The organism is Saccharopolyspora cebuensis (assembly GCF_039542665.1).
Lineage (GTDB): Bacteria > Actinomycetota > Actinomycetes > Mycobacteriales > Pseudonocardiaceae > Saccharopolyspora > Saccharopolyspora cebuensis.
Window position 1 is genome coordinate 247,028 of record NZ_BAABII010000016.1, and the last position, 23,027, is coordinate 270,054.

Sequence of the window (23,027 nt, forward strand, 5' to 3'; positions counted from 1 at the left end):
CCGAGCACAGAATCTCTACTGTGGGACCGTCGGGCAAGGGTGATAGACCGGAGACGCTGGTGAGGGACGCGGCGGACGAGCACGATGGGCGACGGATCGGGCAGCTCTGCGCACGGCTGTCGGAGCAGCAGGGGCCGCTCGTGAGAGCAGGGCCGATGAACGACCTCGCCATGCGTATCGCGGCCGCGCTCCGCGACGGGCGGCCGCCGGCCGAGATGTCCGGCAGGCTCGACGAACTGGAGGATTCGCTGCTGCGTGCCGGATACACCGCGGGCATTGGTCCGTTCCGCTCGGTGGCGCCGGACCTTCCAGGTATTGACGGCGGCCATCCGCAGCTCGAAGTGTTCGCCTGTCCGTCCCAGGTCTGCTCCAGGGTCGTGCCACCCGATGACGACGTGCCGATCTGCCGGGTGCTGGATCGGCCGCTGCGTCGGGTGCGGCTCGGGCGATGAACAAGTTCCTGGACACGCTGGCGGGAAAGCTGGCTGAACGCTGGCTGGCCCTGCTCGTGCTGCCCGGTGCGCTCTACGTGGCGGTCGCGATCGCCGCCATCCGCTTGAGTCACGTCCGCTGGTACCGCGTTGATCTGTTGCGCCACGACCTGGCGAGGCTCGCGTCCGAGCCCGCGGCACGCAGCCCCGGCACCATAGCGCTGGCGCTTGCCGGGCTGCTCGCAGCCGCGGCGGTGGCGGGTATCCTCAACCAGTCCCTTGGCTCGCTGTTCCGCGGACTGTGGTTCGCCTCGTCGCGCGGTCCTCTGACTCGCGCACTGACCCGGCGCCGCGCACGCCGCTGGGATACGGCGGAACAGCGGTTCCGGGAGGTGATCGTCGCGGCGGGGGAGGCGCAGCTGGCCGGCGAGCCGGGCACCGCCGGCTTGATCCGGCGGGCCGAGGAGCTCGCCGCGGCACGCAACGCGATCGGTCTGGTCCGACCGACGAGGCCGTTCGCGGCGGGGGACCGGATGGCGGCGGCCGATCGGCGCGTGCTGGACCGCTACGCGCTCGATCTCACGTCGGCATGGCCGCGGCTGTGGCTCGCCTTGCCGGACACCACCCGCTCCGCGCTCCAGGTGGCGCACGGTGCCGTCGCGGCCGCGCAGCGGCTCGCCGGCTGGGCGATCGCCTACCTGCTCCTCACCGTCGTGTGGTGGCCGGCCGTGCTGATTGCGGTCGTCTGCCTCGTGGTGGCGTGGCGAAGGGCCGCATCGGCAGCCGGCACGCTGGCCGATCTTGTCGAAGCAGCCGTCGATCTGCACGGCCGGGCGCTGGCACGCTCCCTCGGGGTCCGCTCGCCAGGCCCGCTCGACCGGCAGACCGGCGCTGAAATCACGGCGCTGCTCCGCAAAGGCACCTGACAGGCTGTCTATTGTGGAAAATGCGGTACTGTGGACCCCGTCGCTTCGTCGTGTCGTGGAGGTTGTCCTGATGGCCCCGAAGATCGCCACCGCCGACCGGGTCGACCGGGCGGCGCTGCTGGAGTTCCTGCGGCCCCGGCACCGGGGCGTGCTGGTCACCGGTCGCGCCGACGGGCGGCCGCAGATGTCGCCGGTGTCCTGCGGGGTCGACGCGGCGGGCCGGATCGTGGTGGCGACCTACCCGCAGCGGGCCAAGGTGCGCAACCTGCGGCGCGACCCGGCGGTGTCGATGTGCGTGCTCTCCGACGACTGGAACGGGCCGTACGTCCAGGTCGGCGGCACCGCCGAGGTGCTGGACCTGCCCGAGGCGCTGGACCCGCTGGTGGAGTACTTCCGGTCCATCTCCGGCGAGCACCCCGACTGGGACGAGTACCGGGCGGCGATGCAGCGCCAGGGCAAGTCGTTGATCCGGATCACCGTCGAGGACTGGGGTCCGATCGCCACCGGCGGGTTCCCGCCCGAGCTCGCCGACTGACCCCGGAGCGGTCAGTCCGCGCCGCGGGCTTCCCGCCGCGCCGCCGGCCGCAGCTCCAGGACGCTGCCGCCGGCCAGCACCGGGCCCGCCGTGTGCAGGTGGCAGCGCACCCGGCCGCCGCCGTCGACCGGTGTCGGCGCGGGCGTCTCCTCCCGGCACACGTCCATCGCGTACGGGCAGCGCGGGTGGAACGGGCAGCCGCGCGGCGGGTCGGTGGGGTCGGGCGGGTCGCCCGGCAGCACGATGCGCTCCCGCCGGCGCTGCGCCACCGGGTCGGGCACCGGCACCGCCGACAGCAGCGCCTCGGTGTAGGGGTGCGCGGGCCGCGAGTACAGCCGCTCCGACGGGCCGTCCTCCACCAGCCGCCCCAGGTACATCACCGCGACGCGCTGGGCGAGCCGGCGCACCACCGACAGGTCGTGCGAGATGAACAGGTACGACGTGCCCAGTTCGCCGCGCAGCCGTTCCAGCAGGTTGATGATCTGGTTCTGGGTGGAGACGTCCAGCGCCGACACCGCCTCGTCGCACACCACCACCGCCGGGTCCACCGCCAGGGCGCGGGCGATCGCCAGCCGCTGCCGCTGCCCGCCGGAGAACTCGTACGGGTAGCGCTCCAGGTGCCGGGCGGACAGGCCGACGCGCACCAGCAGCTCGCGGACCCGTTCGTCCCGCTGCCTGCCGCGCAGTCCTTCGTGGACCTCCAGCGGCTCGCCGACGCTCTCGGCGATCACCATCGACGGGTCCAGCGACGAGTACGGGTCCTGGAACACCATCTGGATGTGCCTGCGGTGCCTGCGCATCTGCTCGCCGGAGAGCTCGGTGAGCTCGACCTCGCGCAGCCGCACGCTGCCCGCGTCCGGTTCGACCAGCCGCATCAGGGCGCGTCCGGTGGTGGACTTGCCGGAGCCGGATTCGCCGACCAGGCCGAGGACCTCCCCGGGGGCCAGCTCGAAGGAGACGTCGTCCACGGCGCGCAGCCGGTCCGGGCGCCGGAACAGCCCCCGCTTGACCGGGAAGCTGACCGACAGCGCGTCGACGGCGAGTACGGGCGGAGTGCTCACGCGGGACCTCGCAACTCGATCTCGTCGGTGCGCACGCACCGGGTGGCCCGCCCGGCGCCGAGGTCCCGCAGCGGGACCGCCGACGCGGTGCAGTCGTCGGTGGCGTACGGGCAGCGGGGGTGGAACCGGCAGCCGTCCGGCAGCGCGCCGGGGGCGGGGGCGTGCCCGGGGATGGTGGCCAGCGGCCCGGCGTCGCCGAGCTGCGGCATCGCGGCGAGCAGGCCCTCGGCGTAGGGGTGCGGTGGCTGCCGGAACAGGTGCCCGACGTCGTCGGCGGCCACCACCTGCCCGGCGTACATCACGACCACCTGGTCGCAGATGTCGGCCACCACCCCGAGGTCGTGGGTGATGAACACCATGCCCATGCCCAGCGCGTCGCGCATGTCCCGCAGCAGGTCGAGCACCTGCGCCTGGATGGTGACGTCCAGCGCGGTCGTCGGTTCGTCGGCCACGAGCACCTTCGGCTCGCAGCAGATCGCCATCGCGATCATCGCCCGCTGCCGCATCCCGCCGGAGAACTCGTGCGGGTAGCCGCGGGCCCGCCGCGCCGCGTTCGGGATGCCGACCTGCTCCAGCGCGGCGACCGCCCGCGCGGCGGCCTGCTTGCGGGACAGGCCGCGGTGCCTGCGCACCGTCTCGGCGATCTGGTCGCCGATGGTGAACGCCGGGTTCAGCGACGACATCGGCTCCTGGAAGATCATCGCGATGTCGTTGCCGCGCACGTCCTCCAGCGCCCGGCGCGGCATCCCGATCAGCTCGGTGCCCCCCAGCCGGATGCTCCCGGAGCTGATCCGGCTGGTGCGGGCGGGCAGCAGCGCCAGCAGCGCGAGGCTGGTCACGGTCTTGCCGGAGCCCGATTCGCCGACCAGGCCGAGCGTCGAACCGGGTTCGACGGCGAACGACACGTCCTCGACGACGGTCACCCAGCCCCGGTCGGTGGCGAACCGCACCGACAGCTCGGAGACCTCCAGCACGGCGGTCACGAGCCCCTCCTGATCTCGCGACCCAGCGAGTCGCGCAGTCCGTCGCCGAGCACGTTGAACGCCAGCACGGTCACCGCGATGGCCACGCCGGGGAAGATCACCAGGTGCGGGGCCAGCGAGACGAACCGCGCGCCCTCCTGGAGCATCGACCCCCAGCTCGCCTGCGGCGGGACCACGCCGAGGCCGAGGAAGCTCAGCGTCGCCTCGGCCAGCATCGCGAACGCCGCGACCAGCGAGAGCTGCACCAGCAGCGGGGACAGCACGTTGGGCAGCACGTGCCGCCGGATGATCCGTCCGGTCGGGGTGCCGATGCTGCGCGCGGCTTCGATGAAGGTCTCCTCCCGCACCGCCAGCACCGAGCTGCGCACCAGCCGCAGCAGCCGGGGCGCGGTGACCAGCCCGACGGCGAACATCGCGTTGGTCAGGCCCGGTCCGCGCGCCGCCACGATGGCCACCGCCAGGATCAGCGGCGGGAAGCTCATGAAGGCGTCCGACAACCGCACCACCCACCGGTCGACCCGGCCGCCGAGGTACGCGCCGACCAGTCCCAGCGGCACGCCCAGCACGACCGCGACGCCCACCGCCTCGGCCGCCGCCAGCAGCGAGATCCGCCCGGCCACCAGCATCCGGCTGAGCACGTCCCGGCCGAACTGGTCGGAGCCCAGCAGGAACCCGGCGCTGCCGGGCGCGGCCAGCACCTCCCGGAGGTTCTGGTCGTCGGGGTCGGCCGGGGCGAGCAGCGGGGCGGCCACCGCGACCAGGGTCAGCAGCACCAGGAACACCGCGGCCACCACCGCGGGGCGCTGGGCGCGGAAGCGCCGCCAGAACCGCTGCCGCGGTGATCGCGGCGGCCCGAGGTCCTCGTCGGCGTCGTCGGCGACCACGTGCCCGGTCCAGCGCTCGGCAGGGGGCGGAACCGCCGTCATCTCAGGTCCTCCTTCGCCGGGCTCACTGCGCGCGCACCTTCGGGTTCAGGTAGCCGTAGGAGAGGTCCACCAGCAGGTTCGCCACCATCACCAGCACGGCCGTGACGACCACGACGCCCTGGATCATCGGCAGGTCGCGTTGCAGGACGGCGGTGATGGCGAGCTGGCCGAGCCCCGGGATGCCGAAGATCTGCTCCACCACCACGGTGCCGCCGAGCAGCACCGAGATCCGCATCCCGAGCACCGTGACCACCGGGGTCGCGGCGTTCTTCATGGCGTGCTTGACCACCACGGTGCCGCCGCGCAGGCCCTTGGCCCGTGCGGTGCGCAGGTAGTCCTGGTCGAACACGTCGATCAGCGAGCTGCGCAACTGCCTGGTCAGCTCGGCGGCGGCGGCGAGACCCAGGGTGAACCCGGGCAGCAGCAGGTGCGCCAGCCACGACACCGGATCGTCGTCCAGCGGCACGTACCCGGTGGCGGGCAGCAGCCCCAGGTGCAGCGCGACGCCGGTGGCCAGCAGCAGGCCCAGCCAGAAGTTCGGCATCGCCACGCCGAGCGCGGTGCCCAGCGTCGCGGTGCGGTCGATCCAGCCGCCCCGGCGGGTGGCGGCGGCGACGGCCGCGGGCACGGCGATCAGCAGCGCCATCACGATCGCCACGGCGGTCAGCGACGCCGTCGCCGGGAAGCGTTCGGCGATGGCCTCCGACACGCCGCGGTTGCTGAACATCGAGGTGCCCAGATCGCCCTGGACCGCGCTGCTGGCCCAGCGCCAGTACTGCACCAGCAGCGGATCGTCGAGGCCGAGCCGGTCCCGGGTGGCGGCGATCTCCTCCTCGGTGGCGTTCTCGCCCGCGATGGTGATCGCCGGATCGCCGGGCACCAGCAGCACCAGGCCGAACACGATCAGCGAGACCAGCACCAGCAGCGGGACCATCGCGGCGAGCCGCCGCGCGACCAGGGTCAGCACCGGATCACCTCCCGGTCCCGGACACGCCCACGCCCCGGAACTCCGGTTTGTTGGACAGCCAGCTGCGCAGGTCGGTCACCCGCCGGGCGTGGCCGAACGTCGTCTCGGCGAAGGTCAGCGGCACGTCCAGCGCCTGCTCGACGACGATGCCGTTGACGCGGTGGAGCAGCTCGGCGCGGGCCGCCCGGTCGATCGTGGTGCGCGCCTGCCGGATGAGCTCGGTGACCTCGGGCAGCGTGTGCCCGCCGGGGTTGGAGAAGCCCGTCGAGCCGTAGAGCAGCCCGAGGGTCTGCAGCGGATCGGCCCGCCCGCCCCACGGCGCCACCAGCGCGTCGCCCTCCTCGCGGCCGTAGAACAGGTCGGCGGTCTCGGCCGGGGCCGCTTCCCGGATGCGCATCCGCACGCCCACGTCGGCGAACTGCTCCTGGATCGCGATGGCCAGCCCGGGGTCGGTGTTGGGCACGATCGCCTCGAACTCGAAGCCGTTCGGCAGACCCGCCTCGGCGAGCAGCTGCCGCGCCCGCCGCGGGTCGTACGGGTAGGGATCGGGCAGCTCCGGGTCGTGCGCGAGGTAGCCGGGCGGGAACGGTTGCACCGCGGTCTCGCCGTTGCCGAACAGCACGCCCTCGATGAGCGCATCCTGGTCGATGGCGAGGTTGAGGGCGCGGCGCACCCGCGGGTCGTCGAACTCCGAGCGGGTCCGGTTGAGCTGCATGTGGTAGAAGGCCAGCGTGGTGTCGCCGACGACGCCGAGCTCGTACTGCCGGGCTTCGACGACCTGGTTGCCGCCGATCAGCGCCGCGTCGATCTCCCCGGCGCGCAGGGCGTTCATCCGCGTCGTCGGGTCGGATTGGAACACGATCACCAGCGAGTCCACCCGCACGGCGGCCGGGTCCCAGTAGCCGGGGTGGGCGCGCAGCACCACCCGGTCGTTCGGGCTGTAGCGGACCACGGAGAACGGGCCGGCGCCGACCGGGTGCTGGTCGAGCTGCGGATCGTCGAACGCCGCCGGGCTGATCATCATCCCGGCGCGGTCGGACAGCACCCGCACCAGCGAGCTGTCCGGGGCGCTGAGCACGAGCTCGATCGTCATCGGTCCGCGCACCTCGACGCGCTCCACGGACGCCAGTTCGGCGGCCACCGTGGAACCCTCCAGCCCGATCGCCCGGTCCAGGTTGGCCTTCGCCGCCGCCGCGTCGAACGGGGTGCCGTCGTGGAAGGTGACGCCGGGCCGCAGCCGGAACACCAGTCCGCGACCGCCGTCGACGTACTCCCACCCGGTCGCCAGCCCCGGCACCGGCTCGGCCTCCGGCGTCAGGTGGACCAGCCGGTCGTAGACCGGGAAGAGGCTGACGTTGTCGAAGCTGGACGAGGCCCGGTGCGGGTCGTAGCGGCTGGGCCCGACCGAGTAGGCGAACCGGAACACGTCACCGGACCCACCGGAGGTCGAGCCCGCGGCTTCGGTGTTGATCCCGCCGCAGCCCGCGACGAGCACGAGCAGCAGGGGCAGGAGGAGAGCGAGGGGACCTGTGCGTCGGGCGGACACGCGCACCTCCGGCGTCCGGTGGCGGGGGAGACGGGCTTCGTTGCTGCGTCGACGAGCCCGCGGGTGTCGCGGCCCGTGACCGGAACCAGTGATCGGTCGCCCCATTCAAGGAGAGGTGGATCACAGAATCAAATAGCCGTCGGTGAACGGACGAATAGGGCGCACCGATGCCAGCCGACCGGACCCGCACCGCCGGTCCCGCACGAGCGCCGTCCTCGCGCGGCACCGGCGCGATGCCCCCGCCCGCGCGCACCGCAGCCCCGCGCGGGCGGGCGACGACCCCACGATCGAGTGCTTATCACCAGGTGAGGGGCCCCCTTGTCCCAGTTACTCGGACAAGGGGGCCCCTCACTCAAGGCCCTTCCGGGTGACGATCGGTGATCCGGTCCCGGTCGCGCGCCAGGGGCGGGATCCGGGGCCGGCGCTCAGCGGCCGATGATCATGATCAGGTTCCCGCAGGTGTCGTCGAAGACGGCGCTGATCAGCGAACCGGAGTCCTGCGGAGCCTCCACGAAGCGCACCCCGAGCCCGGCCAGCCGCTCGTGCTCGGCGCGGACGTCGTCGACCGCGAAGCTGATCGCCGGCACCTCCGCGTCGAACATGGCGCGCTGGTACTCGGCGGCGGGGATCGCGGGGTTGTCGGTGGACTCCAGCAGCAGCTCGGTGCCGTCCGGCTCCTCCGGGGAAACGACGGTGAGCCACTTCGCCCCGCCGATGGCCACGTCGTGCTTGGTGCGGAACCCGAGCGTCTCGGTGTAGAAGCGGTGGGCCTTGGCCTGGTCGTCCACCATGATGCTCGCGATGTTGATGCGCATGTGCGATCCCCGTTCGCCGTCGACGCTGCTGGCTCGTTGATACGACACCCGGGCCGGTCCCGCAGCACGTCGGTCAGGGCGCGGTGGTCGCGGCACGGAACTGCGCGGCCAGCTCGCTGCGGGAGCGCACGCCCAGCTTGGCGTAGATGCGGGTCAGGTGGAACTGGACCGTCTTGACCGAGACGAACAGCTCCACCGCCACCTGCTTGTTGCTGCGGCCCTCGGCCACCAGCCCGGCCACCGCCTGCTCCTGCGGGGTCAGCTCGGCCAGGTCCACGCCGCGCTTGGGGTGCAGGCCGCCCGCCTTGAGCTCGCGGTCGCAGCGCTCCACGTAGGTCGTCGCGCCGAACGCGGCGTAGCCGTCGCGGGCCCGGCGCAGCACCACCTCCGCCTCCTTGCGCTTGCCCGCCCGGCGCAGCGTCTGGCCGTAGGCGAACCGGATCCGGGTGCGCTCGTAGGGCAGCGGGAGGCTCTTGATCCGCTCCAGCGCGCCCTCGAAGGACTCCCGGGCGGCGTCGACGTCGCCGAGCGCGCCGTGGATCCGCCCCCGCACGTAACCCAGCCGGGCGAGGGTGGAGCGGTGCCCGCGCTCGGCGGCGAGCCGCTCGTGCGGGGTCAGGAACGCGTCGGCCTCCTCGACCCGGTTGGTCATCACCAGCGCGTTGCCGTACACGTCGTGCCACGGCCAGAACCCCGGCTCGTCGATGCCCTCCCGGGGCCGCAGCTGCACCAGCGGCTCCAGCGCGCGCAGCACGCCGTCGTAGTCCGACTGCGCTTCGGCGCACTGCGCGGCGGCCAGGCAGGACGGCAGGAACATGACCTCGTAGTTGTGGACCGAGGCCGAGGCGTGCTTGAGGTGCTCCTCGGCGCGGGGCAGGTCCCCGCGCAGGGCGTGGACCTGGGCACCGGTCCAGTGCACCAGCGGCCGGACCAGCTCCAGCCCGGTGTTGTCGAGCTGGACGGCGGCCCGGTTCACCGTCTGCACCGCCTCGTCCCAGGAGCCGAGCGCGAACTCGGTGCGGGCCAGCCACGCCTGCGCCCACAGCGAGATCCGCACCGAGCCGCGCCGGTACTCGGTGGGCACCGCCGTGGCCAACTCCCGGCGCGCGGCCTGCGGATCGTCCATCGCCAGGTCCAGCCAGCCCTTGCCCATCTGCGCGCGCTGCGACTGGGCGCCCAGGCTGATCCGCGACACCACCTCGTCGTAGGTGCGCCGGGCCCGCTCGCTCTGCCCGGTGGCGGCCAGGCCCAGACCCATGATCACCTGGGTCTCGACGGCCGACGGGTCGTGCGGATCGGCCAGCTCCACCGCCCGCCGCCCCCACGCCACCAGGTCCGGACCGTGCCAGCGGCTCAGCGAGTGCAGCACCCGGCGCTGGCAGATCAGCGCCGCGGTCTCCGGTTCCCGCTCCGGGTGGCAGCGCTCCCACGCCTGGCTGAGCAGCAGCTCGGCTTCGGCGGGCCGGCCGCGCAGGATCGCGAGGTAGCCCAGCACCTCGTCGCGCAGCGGGCTCGGCGGGAAGCTCTCGATCTCGGCGGCGAACGAGCCCGCCTGCGCCAGGTCCCCGGCGCCGACCAGCGCGTCCACCGCGCGCAGCAGCCGCCGCTGCCGTTCGCCGCGGTCCGGGCTGAGCCGACCGGCGCTGACCAGCGCCGCGCCGACCGCCGACCACACGCCCAGTGCCGCCTGCACGCCCGCGTACTCCTCCAGCTCGGCGGCCAGCGCGGCGTCGTGGAACGGGGTGACCGCGACCCGGTGCAGCAGCGCGGTCCCGGTGTCCTGCGCCAGCCGGGCCGCCTCCCGGTGCCGCTCGTAGCGGTGGAGCGGGCTCAGCCCGTGGTAGACGGCGGCGTGCGCCAGCGGGTCGCGGAAGGTCAGGGTCACCGGGCCGCGGCCGGGCACCGTGTCGATCAGGCCCGCCCGGCCCGCCTCGTCGAGCGCCGAGACCGGGTCGTCCAGCCCGGCCAGCTCGGCGGCGTCGGCCAGCGCGACGGTGCGCCCGAGCACCGCGGCGCACTCCACCAGCGCGCGGGCGCCCGGCCCGCACCCGGCCAGCGCCCGCTCGACCTCGGCGGCCAGCGCGCGCGGTGCGGGCAGCGCGGCCTGCCAGCGCGACCAGCTCTCGGCGGGCAGTTCTCGCAGCAGGTCCCGGACGTGCCGGGGGTTGCCCGCGGTGTGCTCGGCGAGGCGGTAGGCCGTGGGTGCCGACAGGTCCTGACCGGCGTGCAGCATCGCCAGGGTCCGCACCTCGGACGGGCCCAGCGGCCGCACCCGCACCACGGGTCCGGGGCAGCGGTCCAGGAAGCGGCTGATCTCCGAGGCCGGGTCGTCCCGGGCCAGCAGCAGCACCAGCACCCGCTCGGCGCTCAGCCGGTGGTGCGCCGAGAGCAGGGCGCGCAGCGAGTCGACGTCGGCCCACTGCGCGTCGTCGACGACCACGGCGATCGTCGGCTCCGGATCGCCGTCGGTCCAGTCGGCCAGCAGGCGGGTGGCGGCGGCCGGGGCGGTGGTGCGGCCGGGGCCGCCCGGTCCGACCAGCCGGTCCAGCAGGCCGAACGGGATCTGCTGCTCCCACGGCAGCGCGGTGACCCGGTCGACGCGCAGCTCGGGGTGCCGGTCCAGGAACAGCTCCGCGAGCGTGGTCCGGCCGATGCCCGCGGGCCCGGCGACCACCGCGAAGCGCGGATGACCGGCGCGCACGTCGGCGAGGACCTGGTCCAGCTCGGCCAGCTCCTGCTGCCTGCCGACCGCTTCCTGGCCACGTCGCCCGCCGGTCATCCGCCCACTGTAACCCGATCAGCGCAACGGTCAGCCCACGTCGCCGCCCGCCACCGGGAGCACCGACCCGGTGATGTAGGAGGCCTCGTCGGAGGCCAGGAAGGCGATCGCGGCCGCCTGCTCCGCCAGCGTGCCGTAGCGCTTGAGCAGCGACGACCCGACGGTCTGGTCCACCACCTGCTGGTACCAGGCCCGTTCCTGGTCGTCCTGGGCGCCGGGCCCGCGCGGCACCCGGCGGGGCGGGGCGTCGGTGCCGCCCGGGGCGGTGGCCACCACCCGGACGCCGTGCGGCGCGGCTTCCAGGGCCAGCGCCGTGGTGATCGCGTTGACCCCGCCCTTGGCCGCGGCGTAGGGCACCCGGTTGATGCCCCGGGTGGCCACCGAGGAGATGTTGACGATGGTGCCGCCGCCCTGCGCGATGAGGTGCGGCAGCGCGGCGCGGCAGCTCCACAGCGTCGGGAACAGCGAGCGCCGCACCTCCGCCTCGATCTGCTCCGGCGGGTAGTGCTGGTACGGCTTGGCCCAGATGGTGCCGCCCACGCCGTTGACCACCACGTCGATGCCGCCGTGCCGTTCCACGGCCTCGGTCATCGCCTCCTCGGCCCCGGCGTGGTGCTCCAGGTCCGCGGTCACGCCGTGGGCCTTGCGGCCGCCGGAGATCAGGCCGCCGGAGACCTCGTGCACCAGTTCGGCGCGGTCCACCAGCACGACCTCGGCGCCCTCCGCGAACAGCCGCTCGGCCACGGTCCGCCCGATGCCCTGCGCCGCACCGGTCACCACGGCGACCTTCCCGCCGAACCGCCCGGTCACCGGTCGTCCCCGGTGGCGGCGACGGTGAACTTCTCGGTGTAGAAGTTCACCGGGGTGACGCCCTGCTCGGCCAGGTGCCCGCGCACCGCCTCCACCATCGGCGGCGGTCCGCACAGGTAGACGTCGAGGTCCCCGCCGCGCAGGTTCTCCGGGGTGAACAGGCCGGTGACGTAGCCCTTGTGCACCGCGGTGCTGGCCTCGTCGGCCACGCACCAGTCGAAGGTGAACCCGGGGATCCGCGCGGCGAGGTCGTGCAGCCGGTCCAGCTCGACGAGGTCCTGGTCGGTGGTGACCCCGTAGATCAGGTGGATCGGGTGCGCCGGCTCGGTGTCGGCGAGTCCGTCCAGCATGGACAGAAGCGGTGCCAGCCCGGTGCCGCCGGCCAGCAGCAGCGCCGGACGCGCCAGCGAGCGCAGGTAGAAGGTGCCCATCGGGCCGGTGAACTCCAGCCGGTCGCCCACCTCGGCGCGGTCGGCGAGGTAGCCGGACATGGCGCCGCCCTCGGTGATCCGCACCAGGAAGGACACCGACTTCTCGGCCGGTCCGCTGCTGAAGGAGTACGACCGGGTCACCCCGTCCAGGCCCGGGACCGCGACGTTGACGTACTGCCCGGGCAGGAACGCGAGCTGGTCCCGGTCGTCCAGCTCGACGGTGAAGGCCACGGTGCTCGGCGAGAGCCGCCGGACCTCGGTGAGCGCACCGCCGTGGGACGCGGCGGCGGTCTTGGCCGACTCCGAGGTCGCCGCGATCTCCAGCACCAGGTCCGATTCCGGCATCATCTGGCACGGCAGCGCGAACCCGGCGGCGGCTTCCTCGTCGCTGAGCGCGTCCTCGATGTAGTCCCCGCCGTCGTAGTCGCCGGAGACGCACCTCGCCTTGCAGGTGCCGCAGGCGCCGTCCCGGCAGTCCAGCGGGATGTTGATCCGCGAGCGGTACGAGGCCTCGGCGACCGTTTCGCCCGGACCGCAGGGGACGAAGCGGGTCACCCCGTCCTCGAAGTTCAGCGCGACCTGGAAGGTCATCGTCGATCCACCTCCGCTCAGACGTGGTAGATGTCGACCACGTGGTGCACGTAGTCGTTCTTGAGCACGATCTTCTTGCTGGTGATCAGCGGCTGGTCGCCGGAGAAGTCCACCGTGTAGAACGAGGTGCCGAAGTAGGTGTCCACGGTCTGGTACCGGTAGTACAGCGTGAACCAGTTGAACCGCAGGTCCACGCGATCCCCGCGCTGCTCCAGGATCTCCACGTTGGTGATGTTGTGGCCGGTGCGCGGTTCCGGGATGCTGGTCGCCGCCGAGCGGTCGGTGCGGATCCGGAACACCCGGTCCTCCAGCCCGCCCCGGTTGGCGTAGTAGATCAGCGAGATCTCGGTGCGCGGGTCGGTGGTGAGCTCGTCGTCGTCATCCCACGCGGGCATCCAGAACTCGACGTCCGGGTGGTAGCACTCCAGCCACCGCTCGAACTCGCGGTCGTCGAGGTACCGGGCCTCGCGGTGGAGGAACTCCCGGACCTCCTCGAGGGTCACGGTGCGTGCGTCGGTCGCGGTCATCGTCCGGCTCCTCACTGGTCCTGCTGGGCGGCTTCGGCGGCGACCGCGGCACGCATGGTGTCCAGCCAGTAGCCGTGCTGGATGGGGTAGAGGCCCTCGTCCTCGGTGCGCACCCCGCTGGCGATGGGTTCGATGCCGAGCCTGGCGGCGTCCTCGTCCGGACCGTCGATCTGGTGCACCGCGCCGCGGCTGAGGTCGTTGCCGCCGCCCGCGACGTAGGTGTGCTGGCAGGCCCGGAACTCCTCCAGGTCGTCGGGGGTGGCCATGCCGGTGGCGTTGAAGAAGTCCTCGTACTGCCGGATCCGGTTCTGCCGGGCCTCGGCGCTCTCGCCCTTCGGCGCGATGCAGTAGATGGTGACCTCGGTCTTGTCCACCGAGATCGGCCGGAAGTGCCGGATCTGCGAGCTGAACTGGTCCATCAGGTAGACGTTGGGGTACAGGCAGAGGTTGCGGGAGAACCCGATCATCCAGTTCGCCTTGTCCTCGCCGAACCGCTCGACGAGCTCGTCCCGCCGCTCGTTGAGCGAGCGGTTGCTCGGGTCGGCCCACTCGGTCCACAGCAGCAGGTGGCCGTGCTCGAAGGAGTAGAAGCCGCCCTTCTGCTTCGACCAGCCGCCGGCGTCCATGTTCTTGGTGCTGTTGGCCGATTCGCCGGAGGTGCGGCGGGCGGTGGTGGCCGCGTAGTTCCAGTGCGTCGCCGAGACGTGGTAGCCGTCGGCGCCGTTCTCGGCCTGGAGCTTCCAGTTGCCGTCGTAGACGTAGCTGGACGCGCCGCGCAGCACCTCCAGCCCCTCGGGCGACTGGTCGACGACCATGTCGATGATCTTGGTCGTCTCGCCGAGGTGCTCGGTCAGCGGCTTGACGTCCGGGTTGAGGCTGCCGAACAGGAAACCCCGGTAGCCGTCGAAGCGCGCCACCCGCGTCAGGTCGTGCGAGCCCTCGGTGTTGAACTGCTCCGGGTAGCCGGCCCCGCGCGGGTCCTTGACCTTGAGCAGCTTGCCGTTGTTGCTGAACGTCCAGCCGTGGAACGGGCAGGTGAGGGTGGTCCGGTTGTCCCGCTTGCGGCGGCAGAGCATCGCGCCCCGGTGGGTGCAGGCGTTGACCAGCAGGTTGAGCTCGCCCTGCTTGTCCCGCGTGATCACCACCGGCGTCCGGCCGATGTGGGTGGTGAAGTAGTCCCCGATCTCCGGGATCTGGCTCTCGTGCGCCAGGTACACCCAGTTGCCCTCGAAGATGTACTTCATCTCCAGCTCGAACAGCTCCGCGTCGGTGAAGATGCGGCGCTTCGCGCGGTAGATCCCCCGCTCGGGGTCCTCGACCACGGCATCGGTGAGCGTGCTGCTGATGCGCTCCAGCGTCTGCGACATCGGTGCCTCCCTTCCTGCTGCGGACCTCGGCGTCCGCGGCGTGCCGACGACGCTGGCACGGAGGTGGCGTGCGTCACGCCGGGCATTTGCCCAGTCCTCACCTAGGACCCCGCTGAGACGTGCCGCGTCTCAATCCATCCCCGATGAGTATTTGTCGGAGCTGAATTGCTGACCTACTCTCGGATTTCCGGGAGTCGCCGCGTGGTCGGGGACACAGCTCGACGGGGAGGAGGCCGGGATGGAACTGCGCCACCTGCGCTACTTCGCGGCCGTGGCCGAGACCCGCCACTTCGGCCGGGCGGCGCAGCGCCTGAACATGGCGCAACCGCCGCTGTCCCAAGCGATCCGGCAGCTCGAGGCCGAGCTCGGGACCCCGCTGCTCACCCGCACCACCCGCCAGGTGCAGCTCACCCCGGCGGGCGCGGTCTTCTTCGACGACGCGCTGCGCATCCTGGGCTCCGTCGACGACGCCACCCGGCGGGTCAAGCGGCTCGCCGACGGCTCGCACGGCGTGCTGCGCCTCGGCCTGACCGGGTTGGCCTCGTACCGGCAGCTGCCCCGCATCGCCCAGGTCCTGCGGCGCGCGCTGCCCGAGGTGGCGCTGGAGATCCACCCCGACATGCTCACCGCGGCCCAGGAGCGGGCGCTGCTGCGCAGCGAGGTCGACCTGGGCGTGCTGCGACCGCCCACCCGCGACGAAGCCGTGGTGCACCGCACCGTCGAGCGGGAGCCGCTGGTCCTGGTGCTGCCGAAGAACCACCGGCTCGCCGGGGAACCCGAGGTCGGCATGGCCGAGCTGCGCCACGAGCAGTTCATCGTGTACGCGGCGGCCTCCCGGTCGGTGGTCAACGACGCGGTGCTGCGGAGCTGCCTGGCGGCGGGCTTCTACCCGCAGATCGGGCACGAGGCGAGCGAGGCCGCCATCCAGGTCGCACTGGTCGCCGCCGGGCTCGGCGTCGCGCTGGCGCCCGCCTCGGTGCGCGCGCTGCCGCTGGACGGCGTGGTGTTCGTCCCGGTGCCCGACGCCGAAGCCGTCGAACTCGCCTTGGCCTGGCGCGCGGACGACACCTCGCCGCTGCTGCGCTCCGTGCTGGCGGCGCTCTCGGAACACGACGTGTTCACCGCCCCCGACATCGAGGACACCCGTGAAGATCACGCAGGTTGACGCCATCCCGTTCGCGATCCCGTACCGCAAGCCGCTGAAGTTCGCCAGCGGTGAGGCGCGCACCGCCGATCACGTGCTGGTGCGGGTGCACACCGACGAGGGCCTGGTCGGGGTGGCCGAGGCGCCACCGCGCCCCTACACCTACGGCGAGACCCAGCGGTCCATCGTGGCGGTGCTGGAATCGATCTTCGCCCCCGCGGTCGTCGGGCTCTCCCCGCTGCGCCGCGAGGTGGTCCACGAGCGGCTGGACCGCACCATCGGCAACCCGGCGGCCAAGGCGGCGCTGGACATGGCGCTCTGGGACATCATCGGCCAGGCGGCCGGCCGGTCGGTGACCGAGCTGCTCGGCGGCTGGACCGACCGGATGCGGGTGGCGCACATGGTCGGGTTCGCCCCGCCGGAGCAGATGGTCGCCGAGGCGCAGCGGGTGCGCGAGGAGCACGGCATCACCACGTTCAAGGTCAAGGTCGGCCGCCGGCCGCACACCCTGGACGTGCGGGCGTGCCGGGCGCTGCGCGAGGGGCTGGGCGAGGAGGTCGAGCTCTACGTCGACGGCAACCGGGGCTGGACCGCCTCCGAATCGGCCCGCGCGCTGCGCGAGATGGACGACCTCGGCCTGACCCTGGCCGAGGAGCTCTGCCCGGCCGACGACGTCCTCGGCAGGCGGTGGCTCGTGGAGCGCAGCCCGATCCCGTTCGTCGCCGACGAGAGCGCCACCCGCCCCGGCGAGGTCACCCGCGAACTGCTCTCCGGGGCGGCCAACGCCATCAGCATCAAGACCGCCCGCACCGGCTTCAGCACCTCGCAACGGGTGCTGCACCAGTGCGAGGGGCTCGGAGTCGAGGTCGTGCTGGGCAACCAGATCGACGGCCAGATCGGCACGGTGTGCAGCGCCGCGTTCGGCGCCGCGCACCGGCACACCGCCCGGCGCGCCGGTGAGCTGTCGAACTTCCTCGACATGAGCGATGACCTGCTGGCCGAACCCGTCCGGATCACCGGCGGGACCGTGGCCGTGCGGCAGGTCCCCGGACTCGGGATCGAGCTCGACCCCGACAAGCTGGCGCGCTACCGGCAGGACACCTGAGCGCGCCGTAACCGCCGCCGGAGAACAGGAAGTACGACGATGACCCAGCACGACCCCGAGCAGACCGCCACCGCCGCCGCGTCGGGCGCCTCGGCGACCGAGCGGTTCCGCGAGCGCCGGTCCGGTGCCGCCGCGAGCACCAGCCAGGAGCGGGTGCACACCCTGGCCACCGAGGTCATCACCGCGGTGCACCGGGTGATCCGCGAGCACGAGGTGACCTACGACGAGTACGACGCCCTCAAGTCGTGGCTGATCTCGGTCGGCCAGGACGGCGAGTGGCCGCTGTTCCTCGACGTGTGGATCGAGCACGTCGTCGAGGAGGTCGCCCACGAGGACCGCCAGGGTTCCAAGGGCACCATCGAGGGCCCGTACTACGTGCCGGACTCCCCGGAGCTGCCCGCCGAGGCGACGTTGCCGATGCGGCCCGACGAGCACGGCACCCCGCTGCTGTTCCAGGGCCAGGTCACCGCGGTCGGCGGCGCACCGCTGGCCGGGGCGAAGGTCGAGATCTGGCACGCCGACGACGAGGGCTTCTACTCGCAGTTCGCGCCGGGCCTGCCGGAGTGGAACCTGCGCGGCACGATCATCGCCGACGAGCAGGGCCACTTCAGGATCCGCACCATGCAGCCGGCCCCGTACCAGATCCCGCAGGACGGCTCGTGCGGCAAGCTGATCGCCGCCGCGGGCTGGCACGCCTGGCGACCCGCCCACCTGCACCTGAAGGTCTCCGCGCCGGGGCACCAGCTGCTCACCGTGCAGCTCTACTTCCGGGGCGGCGAGCACGTCGAGGACGACGTCGCCCAGGCGGTGAAGCCGGAGCTGATCCTCGACCCGAAGCCAGCCGCCGACGGCGAGGGCAACGAGGTCACCTACGACTTCGTGCTCGACCCCGAGTGACCGCGCGGCGGCAGCCGCCGCCGCACCCGACGCCGAGGAGAGGAGGAGCACGCCCGTGCTCTACGCGGTGAAGATGGACGTCAACCTGCCGGTCGGCATGGACCCCGAGGAGAAGTCCGACGCGCTGGCCCGGGAGAAGGCCTATTCGCAGGAGGTCCAGCGCGGCGGGGAGTGGGTGCGCATCTGGCGCTGCGCGGGGCAGTACTCGAACCTGAGCATCTTCGACGTGTCCGGCCACGACCGGTTGCACGAGATCCTCTGGAACCTGCCGCTGTTCCCGTACATGGACATCGAGATCACCCCGCTGACCGCGCACCCGTCGGACATCGCGCTGGAGTCCTGAGCGTCCGGCGCGGGTGGCGGGACCTCAGCGGGAGCGGCCCCGCACTTCGAGGGAGTCGAGCAGCGCGGCGGTCGCGCGCTCGACCTCCTCGACGGCGCGGTCGAAGGCGGCGGCGTTGTGCGGGGCCGGGGCGCGGAAACCCGAGATCTTGCGGACGTACTGCAGGGCGGCGGCCCGCACGTCGTCGTCGGTGACCTGCTCGGCGTAGGGCGGGCGGAGGGTCTTGATGCTGCGGCACATACCCGCATTGTGCGCTGCGGCGCACCGGCGCTGCCCGGGAACGCCGTGATCAGCTCGGGTCGGCCAGGTCCCGGGCCAGCAGGGCGACGTGCAACGACACCACCGACTCCGGCGAGCCGAGCGACACCCCCAGGAGCTGCTCCACGCGGGCGAGCTGGGCGTAGTAGGCGGTGCGGGACAGGTGCGCCGCCGCCGCGGCGGCGGACTTGTTGCCGCCGTGGTCGCAGAAGTGCCGCAGCGCGTCGAGCAGCCGCCGGTCGTCGAGCAGGGCGCCGAGCTCCCGCTCGACGAACGCGGTGACCCGCTCGTCGTCGCGCAGCAGGTGCAGCAGCCCGCGCAGCCGGACGTCGTCGAGCCGGTGGACGTCGCGGTCGTCGGCCAGGTGCAGCGCCGCGGCGGCGACCTGCGCGGCCTCCGAGAGGGTGCGGCGGGCGCCGCCGGGGGAGCGGGCCGCGCTGCCCACCGCGATCACCACCGGCAGCGCGGGAGCCGACCGCCGCACCTCCGCGGCGACCTGGCCGAGGACGGCGTCGGCTCCGGTCTCGGGCAGCACCACCAGCGCCCGCACCGTGATGTCGTCGACGACCCCGACCAGGGCGGGCAGCTTCGCCTTGCGCGCCGCCGAGGCGATGGCCTCGGACAGGTCGCGCAGCGCCTGCTGGCTCTCCAGCGCCGGTGCGGCGGCGGAGGTGGTCCGGGGCCGCACCGCCACCCCGGCCAGCGGACCGGTCAGCGCCACCCCGAGCCCCGCCGCGCGGGCGGCCAGGTCCGCCGGGTCGGCGTCCCCGCCGAGCAGTTCGGTGAGCAGCGTGCGGTGCGTCTGGCGTTCCAGGCTCTCCCGGTCGCGGGCGGCCAGCCGGTTCACCGCGAGCGCGGAGGCGGCCCGCTCGGCGACCACCACGTGCCGGTGCGGCGGCGCCGTCGGGCTCACCAGCACCAGGCGCCCCCAGTCGTCGCCCCGGGCGCCCACGACGGTGGTCAGCCAGTGCTGCTCCGGGTGGTAGCGGGTGCGCCCGGACTGCACCGCGGCGCGGGAGCGCTCGGCCCAGTCCGACAGCAGCGACACCGGGTCCTCGCCCGCGGAGTCGTAGGCGAGGACCTGGTGGGCCATCGTCTCCAGCACCAGCGGGCGCTCGGTGAGCCGGGCCGCCTCGCGCAGCACCTCGGCGGGTTCGGCGCCCGCGGTGGTCAGGTCGGTGAAGATCTCGTGGATCACCTGGGTGGTGCGCAGCTCGGCGAGCTGCGCGTCCCGGATCCGGGCCACCACGGCCTCGGTCACCCGCACGAACCGGGTCTCCACGTCGAGCGCCACCAGCGGCAGGTCGTGCCGGTGCGCGGCGTCGACCAGGGCCGAGGGCAGCCGGTCCCGCCACCGGCGGCCGAGTTCGACGATCAGCCCGGCGGCGCCCACCGCGGCGAGCTCGTCGACGTAGCGGGCCAGCGCCTCCGGCGCGTCGGACAGCGCGATGCCGGTGGTCAGCACCAGTTCCCCGCCGGTGAGCAGGGCGGCGATGTCGGCGAGTTCGGCGACGTGCGCCCAGCGGACCCGCCCGTCCAGCCCGGTCGCCCCGGCCACCACGCGGGGCTTGCCCTGGCGCAGTTCCGGCAGGTCGAGCACCTCCGCCACGGTGGGCAGCAGCAGGACGTCGGGCGAGGTCGGGTGCATCGAACCTCCTCGGCAGCGCACACACCGTCACGCGGCGATCATTAGAACAGGACAGGTTGTCGATGGTGGAGCGGGGCCGGGCCGACGAGACTGCCGGGTGCAGCCATGCGCGGAGGGGAGAGCACCACCGATGAGCCGATCCGATCTGCTGGCCCGCCACCGCGAGGTGATGCCGGGCTGGATGTCGCTGTACTACGAGGAACCCGTCGAGATCGTCAGCGGTCGCGGCAGGCACGTCACCGACGCCGACGGCAACACCTACCTGGACTTCTTCGCGGGCATCCTGACCAACGCGGTGGGCTACGACATCCCCGAGATCAGCGATGCGATCCGCGCGCGGGTCGACAGCGGGGTGCTGCACACCTCGACGCTGTACCTGATCCGGCAGCAGGTCGAGCTCGCCGAGCGGATCGCCGAGCTCTCCGGCATGTCCCGGCCCAAGGTGTTCTTCACCAACTCCGGCACCGAGGCCAACGAGACCGCGCTGATGCTGGCCACCCAGCGCCGGCGCAGCAACCAGGTGCTCGCGCTGCGCAACTCCTACCACGGCCGCGCGTTCGCCACGGTCGGCATCACCGGCAACCGGAGCTGGTCGGCCAGCGCGCTGTCCCCGGTCAAGGTCAGCTACGTGCACGGCGGCTACCGCTACCGCAGCCCGTTCCGGAACCTGTCCGACGCCGACTACGTCCGCGCCTGCGTCGAGGACCTGCGCGAGGTGATCGAGACGACCACCGCCGGGGACGTGGCCTGCATGATCGTGGAGCCGATCCAGGGCGTCGGCGGGTTCGCCACGCCGCCGGACGGCCTGTTCGGCGCCTTCGCCGAGGTGCTCGACGAGTACGGCATCCTGCTCGTCTCCGACGAGGTGCAGACCGGGTGGGGGCGCACCGGGGAGCACTTCTGGGGCATCCAGGCGCACGGCGTGGTGCCCTCGGCGATGACCTTCGCCAAGGGCCTGGCCAACGGCATGGCGATCGGCGGCCTCGTCGCCGAGGCGGAGCTGATGGACTGCCTCACCGCGAACTCGCTGTCCACCTTCGGCGGCAACCCGGTGTCGACCGCCGCGGCGACGGCGACGCTGGAGTACCTGCTCGACCACGACCTGCAGGGCAACGCCGCCCGGCTCGGCGCGAGGCTGCTCGCCGGTCTGCGCACCCACGCCGAGGGCAGTGCGCTGGTCGGCGATGTGCGGGGCAAGGGCCTGATGATCGGCGTGGAGCTGGTCCGCCCCGGCTCCGCCGAACCGGCCCCGGAGGCCGCCGGGCGCGTCCTGGAACTGGCCAGGCAGCGCGGGCTGCTGGTGGGCAAGGGCGGCCTGCACGGCAACGTGCTGCGGCTCGCCCCGCCGATGACGCTGACCGAGGAGGAGGCCGCCGAGGCCCTGGCCGTCCTCACCGACGTCCTGACCACCGCTGAGAAGGAGCTGCGCGCATGACCATCGGGCACTGGATCGGCGGCCGGACCACCGGCACCGACCCCGAGCGCAGCGGTCCGGTCTTCGACCCCGCCACCGGTGCGGAGACCACGCGGGTCGCCTTCGCCGATCAGGAGGTGGTGGACGCCGCCGTGGCCGCGGCGTCGGAGGCGGCGCGGACCTGGCGCCGGACTTCGCTGGCCCGCCGCTCCGCCGTGCTGTTCGCCTTCCGCGAGCTGCTGCACCGGCACGCCGACGAGCTGGCCCGGATCATCACCGCCGAGCACGGCAAGGTGGTCGCCGACGCCGCGGGCGAGGTCCAGCGCGGGCTGGAGAACGTCGAGTACGCCTGCGGCATCCCGGCGCTGCTCCAGGGCGGGTTCTCCGAGAACGCCTCGACGGCCGTGGACGTGCACTCGGTCCGGCAGCCGCTCGGCGTGGTCGGCGTGATCTCGCCGTTCAACTTCCCGGCGATGGTGCCGCTGTGGTTCGTCCCGGGCGCGATCGCCTGCGGCAACGCCGTGGTGCTCAAGCCCAGCGAGAAGGACCCGTCGGCGGCGATGTTCCTGGCCCGGCTGTGGCAGGAGGCCGGGCTGCCGGACGGGGTGCTCACCGTGCTCCACGGCGACAAGGTGGCCGTCGACGGCCTGCTGGACCACCCCGGGGTCAAGGCGATCTCCTTCGTCGGGTCCACGCCGGTGGCCCGCTACGTCTACGAGCGGGGCACCGCGCGGGGCAAGCGGGTGCAGGCCCTCGGCGGGGCGAAGAACCACATGGTGGTGCTGCCCGACGCCGATCTGGACCTCGCCGCCGACGCCGCGGTGTCGGCCGGGTTCGGCTCCGCGGGCGAGCGCTGCATGGCGGTCTCGGCGGTCGTCGCGGTGGACCCGGTCGGCGACGAGCTGGTCGCCCGGATCGCCGAGCGGATGGCCGGGCTGCGGGTCGGCGACGGGCGGCGCGGCTGCGACATGGGCCCGCTGGTCACCGCCGCGCACCGGGACCGCGTCGCCTCCTACGTGGCGGCGGGGCAGCGGGCCGGGGCGGACCTCGTGGTCGACGGCCGCGACGTCGCCGCCGACGGCGCCGACGCGGGGTTCTGGCTCGGCCCGACCCTGTTCGACCACGTCACCACCGACATGTCGATCTACACCGACGAGATCTTCGGCCCGGTGCTGTCGGTGCTGCGGGTGCCCGGTTACGACGCCGCGCTGGAGGTGCTCGACGCCAACCCCTACGGCAACGGCACCGCGATCTTCACCGCCAGCGGCGGCGCGGCGCGGGCCTTCAGCGAGGAGGTGGAGGTCGGCATGGTGGGCGTGAACGTGCCGATCCCGGTCCCGGTGGCGCACCAGTCCTTCGGCGGCTGGAAGGACTCGCTGTTCGGCGATGCGCACGCCTACGGCCCGGACGGCATCCGCTTCTTCACCCGCACCAAGGTCGTGACCACCCGCTGGCCCGATCCCTCGCAGGGCGGGGTGGACCTCGGCTTCCCGCGCAACGGCTGAGCGGTGCCGGTGAGCGGG

Annotated in this window: 22 protein-coding genes; 9 read left to right on the forward strand and 13 right to left on the reverse strand. The window is 73.1% G+C overall.

Annotated elements, in window-relative coordinates:
- Positions 1-155 precede the first annotated feature (155 nt).
- The 3 genes from ABD976_RS21310 to ABD976_RS21320 all read left to right on the forward strand — a co-directional run bounded on the left by ABD976_RS21310 (position 156) and on the right by ABD976_RS21320 (position 1,892).
- Positions 156-452, forward strand: a complete 297-nt coding sequence (locus tag ABD976_RS21310; protein WP_345365940.1) for a hypothetical protein — start codon at positions 156-158, stop codon at positions 450-452.
- A complete protein-coding gene (locus ABD976_RS21315; protein WP_345365943.1) occupies positions 449-1,357 on the forward strand; it encodes a hypothetical protein in 909 nt (302 codons plus the stop codon). The genes ABD976_RS21310 and ABD976_RS21315 overlap by 4 nt, the downstream gene beginning before the upstream one ends.
- 70 nt (positions 1,358-1,427) lie before the next feature.
- Entirely contained in the window at positions 1,428-1,892 is a 465-nt protein-coding gene (locus ABD976_RS21320; RefSeq protein ID WP_345365945.1) for a PPOX class F420-dependent oxidoreductase, read from the forward strand.
- Between the two features lie 11 nt (positions 1,893-1,903).
- Here ABD976_RS21320 and ABD976_RS21325 read toward each other — a convergent pair whose 3' ends face one another.
- The 11 genes from ABD976_RS21325 to benA form a co-directional block, all read right to left on the reverse strand.
- Positions 1,904-2,953 (reverse strand): ABC transporter ATP-binding protein, encoded by a 1,050-nt coding sequence (locus ABD976_RS21325; protein ID WP_345365947.1) that lies wholly within the window; start codon positions 2,951-2,953, stop codon positions 1,904-1,906.
- The gene (locus ABD976_RS21330) at positions 2,950-3,936 is read right to left on the reverse strand and encodes an ABC transporter ATP-binding protein (RefSeq protein ID WP_345365949.1); all 987 of its coding nucleotides are present in this window, start codon (positions 3,934-3,936) and stop codon (positions 2,950-2,952) included. Before ABD976_RS21330 ends, ABD976_RS21325 begins: the two co-directional genes overlap by 4 nt.
- Positions 3,933-4,862 carry an ABC transporter permease gene (locus tag ABD976_RS21335; protein WP_345365951.1) on the reverse strand — a complete coding sequence of 310 codons (930 nt, stop codon included), beginning with the start codon at positions 4,860-4,862 and terminating at the stop codon, positions 3,933-3,935. The genes ABD976_RS21330 and ABD976_RS21335 overlap by 4 nt, the downstream gene beginning before the upstream one ends.
- 22 nt (positions 4,863-4,884) lie before the next feature.
- Positions 4,885-5,829 (reverse strand): ABC transporter permease, encoded by a 945-nt coding sequence (locus tag ABD976_RS21340; protein WP_345365953.1) that lies wholly within the window; start codon positions 5,827-5,829, stop codon positions 4,885-4,887.
- A 4-nt stretch (positions 5,830-5,833) separates the two neighbouring features.
- The gene (locus ABD976_RS21345) at positions 5,834-7,375 is read right to left on the reverse strand and encodes an ABC transporter substrate-binding protein (protein WP_345365955.1); all 1,542 of its coding nucleotides are present in this window, start codon (positions 7,373-7,375) and stop codon (positions 5,834-5,836) included.
- A gap of 425 nt (positions 7,376-7,800) precedes the next feature.
- Positions 7,801-8,190: a VOC family protein gene (locus tag ABD976_RS21350; RefSeq protein WP_345365957.1), complete on the reverse strand. Its 390-nt coding sequence runs from the start codon at positions 8,188-8,190 to the stop codon at positions 7,801-7,803.
- A gap of 73 nt (positions 8,191-8,263) precedes the next feature.
- Positions 8,264-10,969: a helix-turn-helix transcriptional regulator gene (locus ABD976_RS21355; RefSeq protein ID WP_345365959.1), complete on the reverse strand. Its 2,706-nt coding sequence runs from the start codon at positions 10,967-10,969 to the stop codon at positions 8,264-8,266.
- A gap of 30 nt (positions 10,970-10,999) precedes the next feature.
- Positions 11,000-11,779, reverse strand: a complete 780-nt coding sequence (locus tag ABD976_RS21360; protein WP_345365961.1) for a 1,6-dihydroxycyclohexa-2,4-diene-1-carboxylate dehydrogenase — start codon at positions 11,777-11,779, stop codon at positions 11,000-11,002.
- Positions 11,776-12,801 carry a benzoate 1,2-dioxygenase electron transfer component BenC gene (gene benC / locus ABD976_RS21365; RefSeq protein WP_345365963.1) on the reverse strand — a complete coding sequence of 342 codons (1,026 nt, stop codon included), beginning with the start codon at positions 12,799-12,801 and terminating at the stop codon, positions 11,776-11,778. Before benC ends, ABD976_RS21360 begins: the two co-directional genes overlap by 4 nt.
- 17 nt (positions 12,802-12,818) lie before the next feature.
- Complete coding sequence (benB, locus tag ABD976_RS21370) at positions 12,819-13,328, reverse strand: benzoate 1,2-dioxygenase small subunit (protein ID WP_345365965.1); 510 nt, start codon at positions 13,326-13,328, stop codon at positions 12,819-12,821.
- 11 nt (positions 13,329-13,339) lie between these two features.
- Positions 13,340-14,695 (reverse strand): benzoate 1,2-dioxygenase large subunit, encoded by a 1,356-nt coding sequence (benA, locus tag ABD976_RS21375; protein ID WP_345365966.1) that lies wholly within the window; start codon positions 14,693-14,695, stop codon positions 13,340-13,342.
- A gap of 238 nt (positions 14,696-14,933) precedes the next feature.
- Here benA and ABD976_RS21380 point away from each other — a divergent pair, with 238 nt between their 5' ends.
- Genes ABD976_RS21380 through catC form a run of 4 tightly spaced genes read left to right on the forward strand, consistent with a single transcriptional unit; the run spans position 14,934 to position 18,184 of the window.
- Complete coding sequence (locus ABD976_RS21380; protein WP_345365967.1) at positions 14,934-15,860, forward strand: LysR substrate-binding domain-containing protein; 927 nt, start codon at positions 14,934-14,936, stop codon at positions 15,858-15,860.
- Complete coding sequence (locus ABD976_RS21385; protein WP_345365969.1) at positions 15,841-16,944, forward strand: mandelate racemase/muconate lactonizing enzyme family protein; 1,104 nt, start codon at positions 15,841-15,843, stop codon at positions 16,942-16,944. The genes ABD976_RS21380 and ABD976_RS21385 overlap by 20 nt, the downstream gene beginning before the upstream one ends.
- A gap of 39 nt (positions 16,945-16,983) precedes the next feature.
- A complete protein-coding gene (catA, locus tag ABD976_RS21390) occupies positions 16,984-17,841 on the forward strand; it encodes a catechol 1,2-dioxygenase (RefSeq protein WP_345365971.1) in 858 nt (285 codons plus the stop codon).
- A 55-nt stretch (positions 17,842-17,896) separates the two neighbouring features.
- A complete protein-coding gene (gene catC, locus ABD976_RS21395; protein WP_345365973.1) occupies positions 17,897-18,184 on the forward strand; it encodes a muconolactone Delta-isomerase in 288 nt (95 codons plus the stop codon).
- Positions 18,185-18,208: 24 nt separating this feature from the next.
- Here catC and ABD976_RS21400 read toward each other — a convergent pair whose 3' ends face one another.
- Together ABD976_RS21400 and ABD976_RS21405 are read right to left on the reverse strand one after the other, a co-directional pair.
- Positions 18,209-18,424, reverse strand: coding sequence for a DUF2277 domain-containing protein (locus ABD976_RS21400; RefSeq protein ID WP_345365975.1), 216 nt, complete (start codon positions 18,422-18,424; stop codon positions 18,209-18,211).
- Between the two features lie 49 nt (positions 18,425-18,473).
- A complete protein-coding gene (locus ABD976_RS21405; RefSeq protein ID WP_345366845.1) occupies positions 18,474-20,063 on the reverse strand; it encodes a PucR family transcriptional regulator in 1,590 nt (529 codons plus the stop codon).
- 157 nt (positions 20,064-20,220) lie between these two features.
- Here ABD976_RS21405 and ABD976_RS21410 point away from each other — a divergent pair, with 157 nt between their 5' ends.
- Positions 20,221-21,525, forward strand: a complete 1,305-nt coding sequence (locus ABD976_RS21410) for an aspartate aminotransferase family protein (protein WP_345365977.1) — start codon at positions 20,221-20,223, stop codon at positions 21,523-21,525.
- Positions 21,522-23,009 carry a CoA-acylating methylmalonate-semialdehyde dehydrogenase gene (locus tag ABD976_RS21415; RefSeq protein ID WP_345365979.1) on the forward strand — a complete coding sequence of 496 codons (1,488 nt, stop codon included), beginning with the start codon at positions 21,522-21,524 and terminating at the stop codon, positions 23,007-23,009. Before ABD976_RS21410 ends, ABD976_RS21415 begins: the two co-directional genes overlap by 4 nt.
- Positions 23,010-23,027 lie beyond the last annotated feature (18 nt).

Bases quoted from the DNA above. Each gene is read 5' to 3' on its own strand.
- ABD976_RS21380 (WP_345365967.1), top strand. From the start codon at position 14,934: ATGGAACTGCGCCACCTGCGCTACTTCGCGGCCGTGGCCGAGACCCGC.
- ABD976_RS21315 (WP_345365943.1), top strand. From the start codon at position 449: ATGAACAAGTTCCTGGACACGCTGGCGGGAAAGCTGGCTGAACGCTGG.
- ABD976_RS21355 (WP_345365959.1), bottom strand. From the start codon at position 10,969: ATGACCGGCGGGCGACGTGGCCAGGAAGCGGTCGGCAGGCAGCAGGAG.
- benA (WP_345365966.1), bottom strand. From the start codon at position 14,695: ATGTCGCAGACGCTGGAGCGCATCAGCAGCACGCTCACCGATGCCGTG.
- benC (WP_345365963.1), bottom strand. From the start codon at position 12,801: ATGACCTTCCAGGTCGCGCTGAACTTCGAGGACGGGGTGACCCGCTTC.
- ABD976_RS21400 (WP_345365975.1), bottom strand. From the start codon at position 18,424: ATGTGCCGCAGCATCAAGACCCTCCGCCCGCCCTACGCCGAGCAGGTC.
- ABD976_RS21335 (WP_345365951.1), bottom strand. From the start codon at position 4,862: ATGACGGCGGTTCCGCCCCCTGCCGAGCGCTGGACCGGGCACGTGGTC.
- ABD976_RS21310 (WP_345365940.1), top strand. From the start codon at position 156: ATGAACGACCTCGCCATGCGTATCGCGGCCGCGCTCCGCGACGGGCGG.
- ABD976_RS21410 (WP_345365977.1), top strand. From the start codon at position 20,221: ATGAGCCGATCCGATCTGCTGGCCCGCCACCGCGAGGTGATGCCGGGC.
- catA (WP_345365971.1), top strand. From the start codon at position 16,984: ATGACCCAGCACGACCCCGAGCAGACCGCCACCGCCGCCGCGTCGGGC.
- ABD976_RS21415 (WP_345365979.1), top strand. From the start codon at position 21,522: ATGACCATCGGGCACTGGATCGGCGGCCGGACCACCGGCACCGACCCC.
- ABD976_RS21320 (WP_345365945.1), top strand. From the start codon at position 1,428: ATGGCCCCGAAGATCGCCACCGCCGACCGGGTCGACCGGGCGGCGCTG.
- ABD976_RS21350 (WP_345365957.1), bottom strand. From the start codon at position 8,190: ATGCGCATCAACATCGCGAGCATCATGGTGGACGACCAGGCCAAGGCC.
- benB (WP_345365965.1), bottom strand. From the start codon at position 13,328: ATGACCGCGACCGACGCACGCACCGTGACCCTCGAGGAGGTCCGGGAG.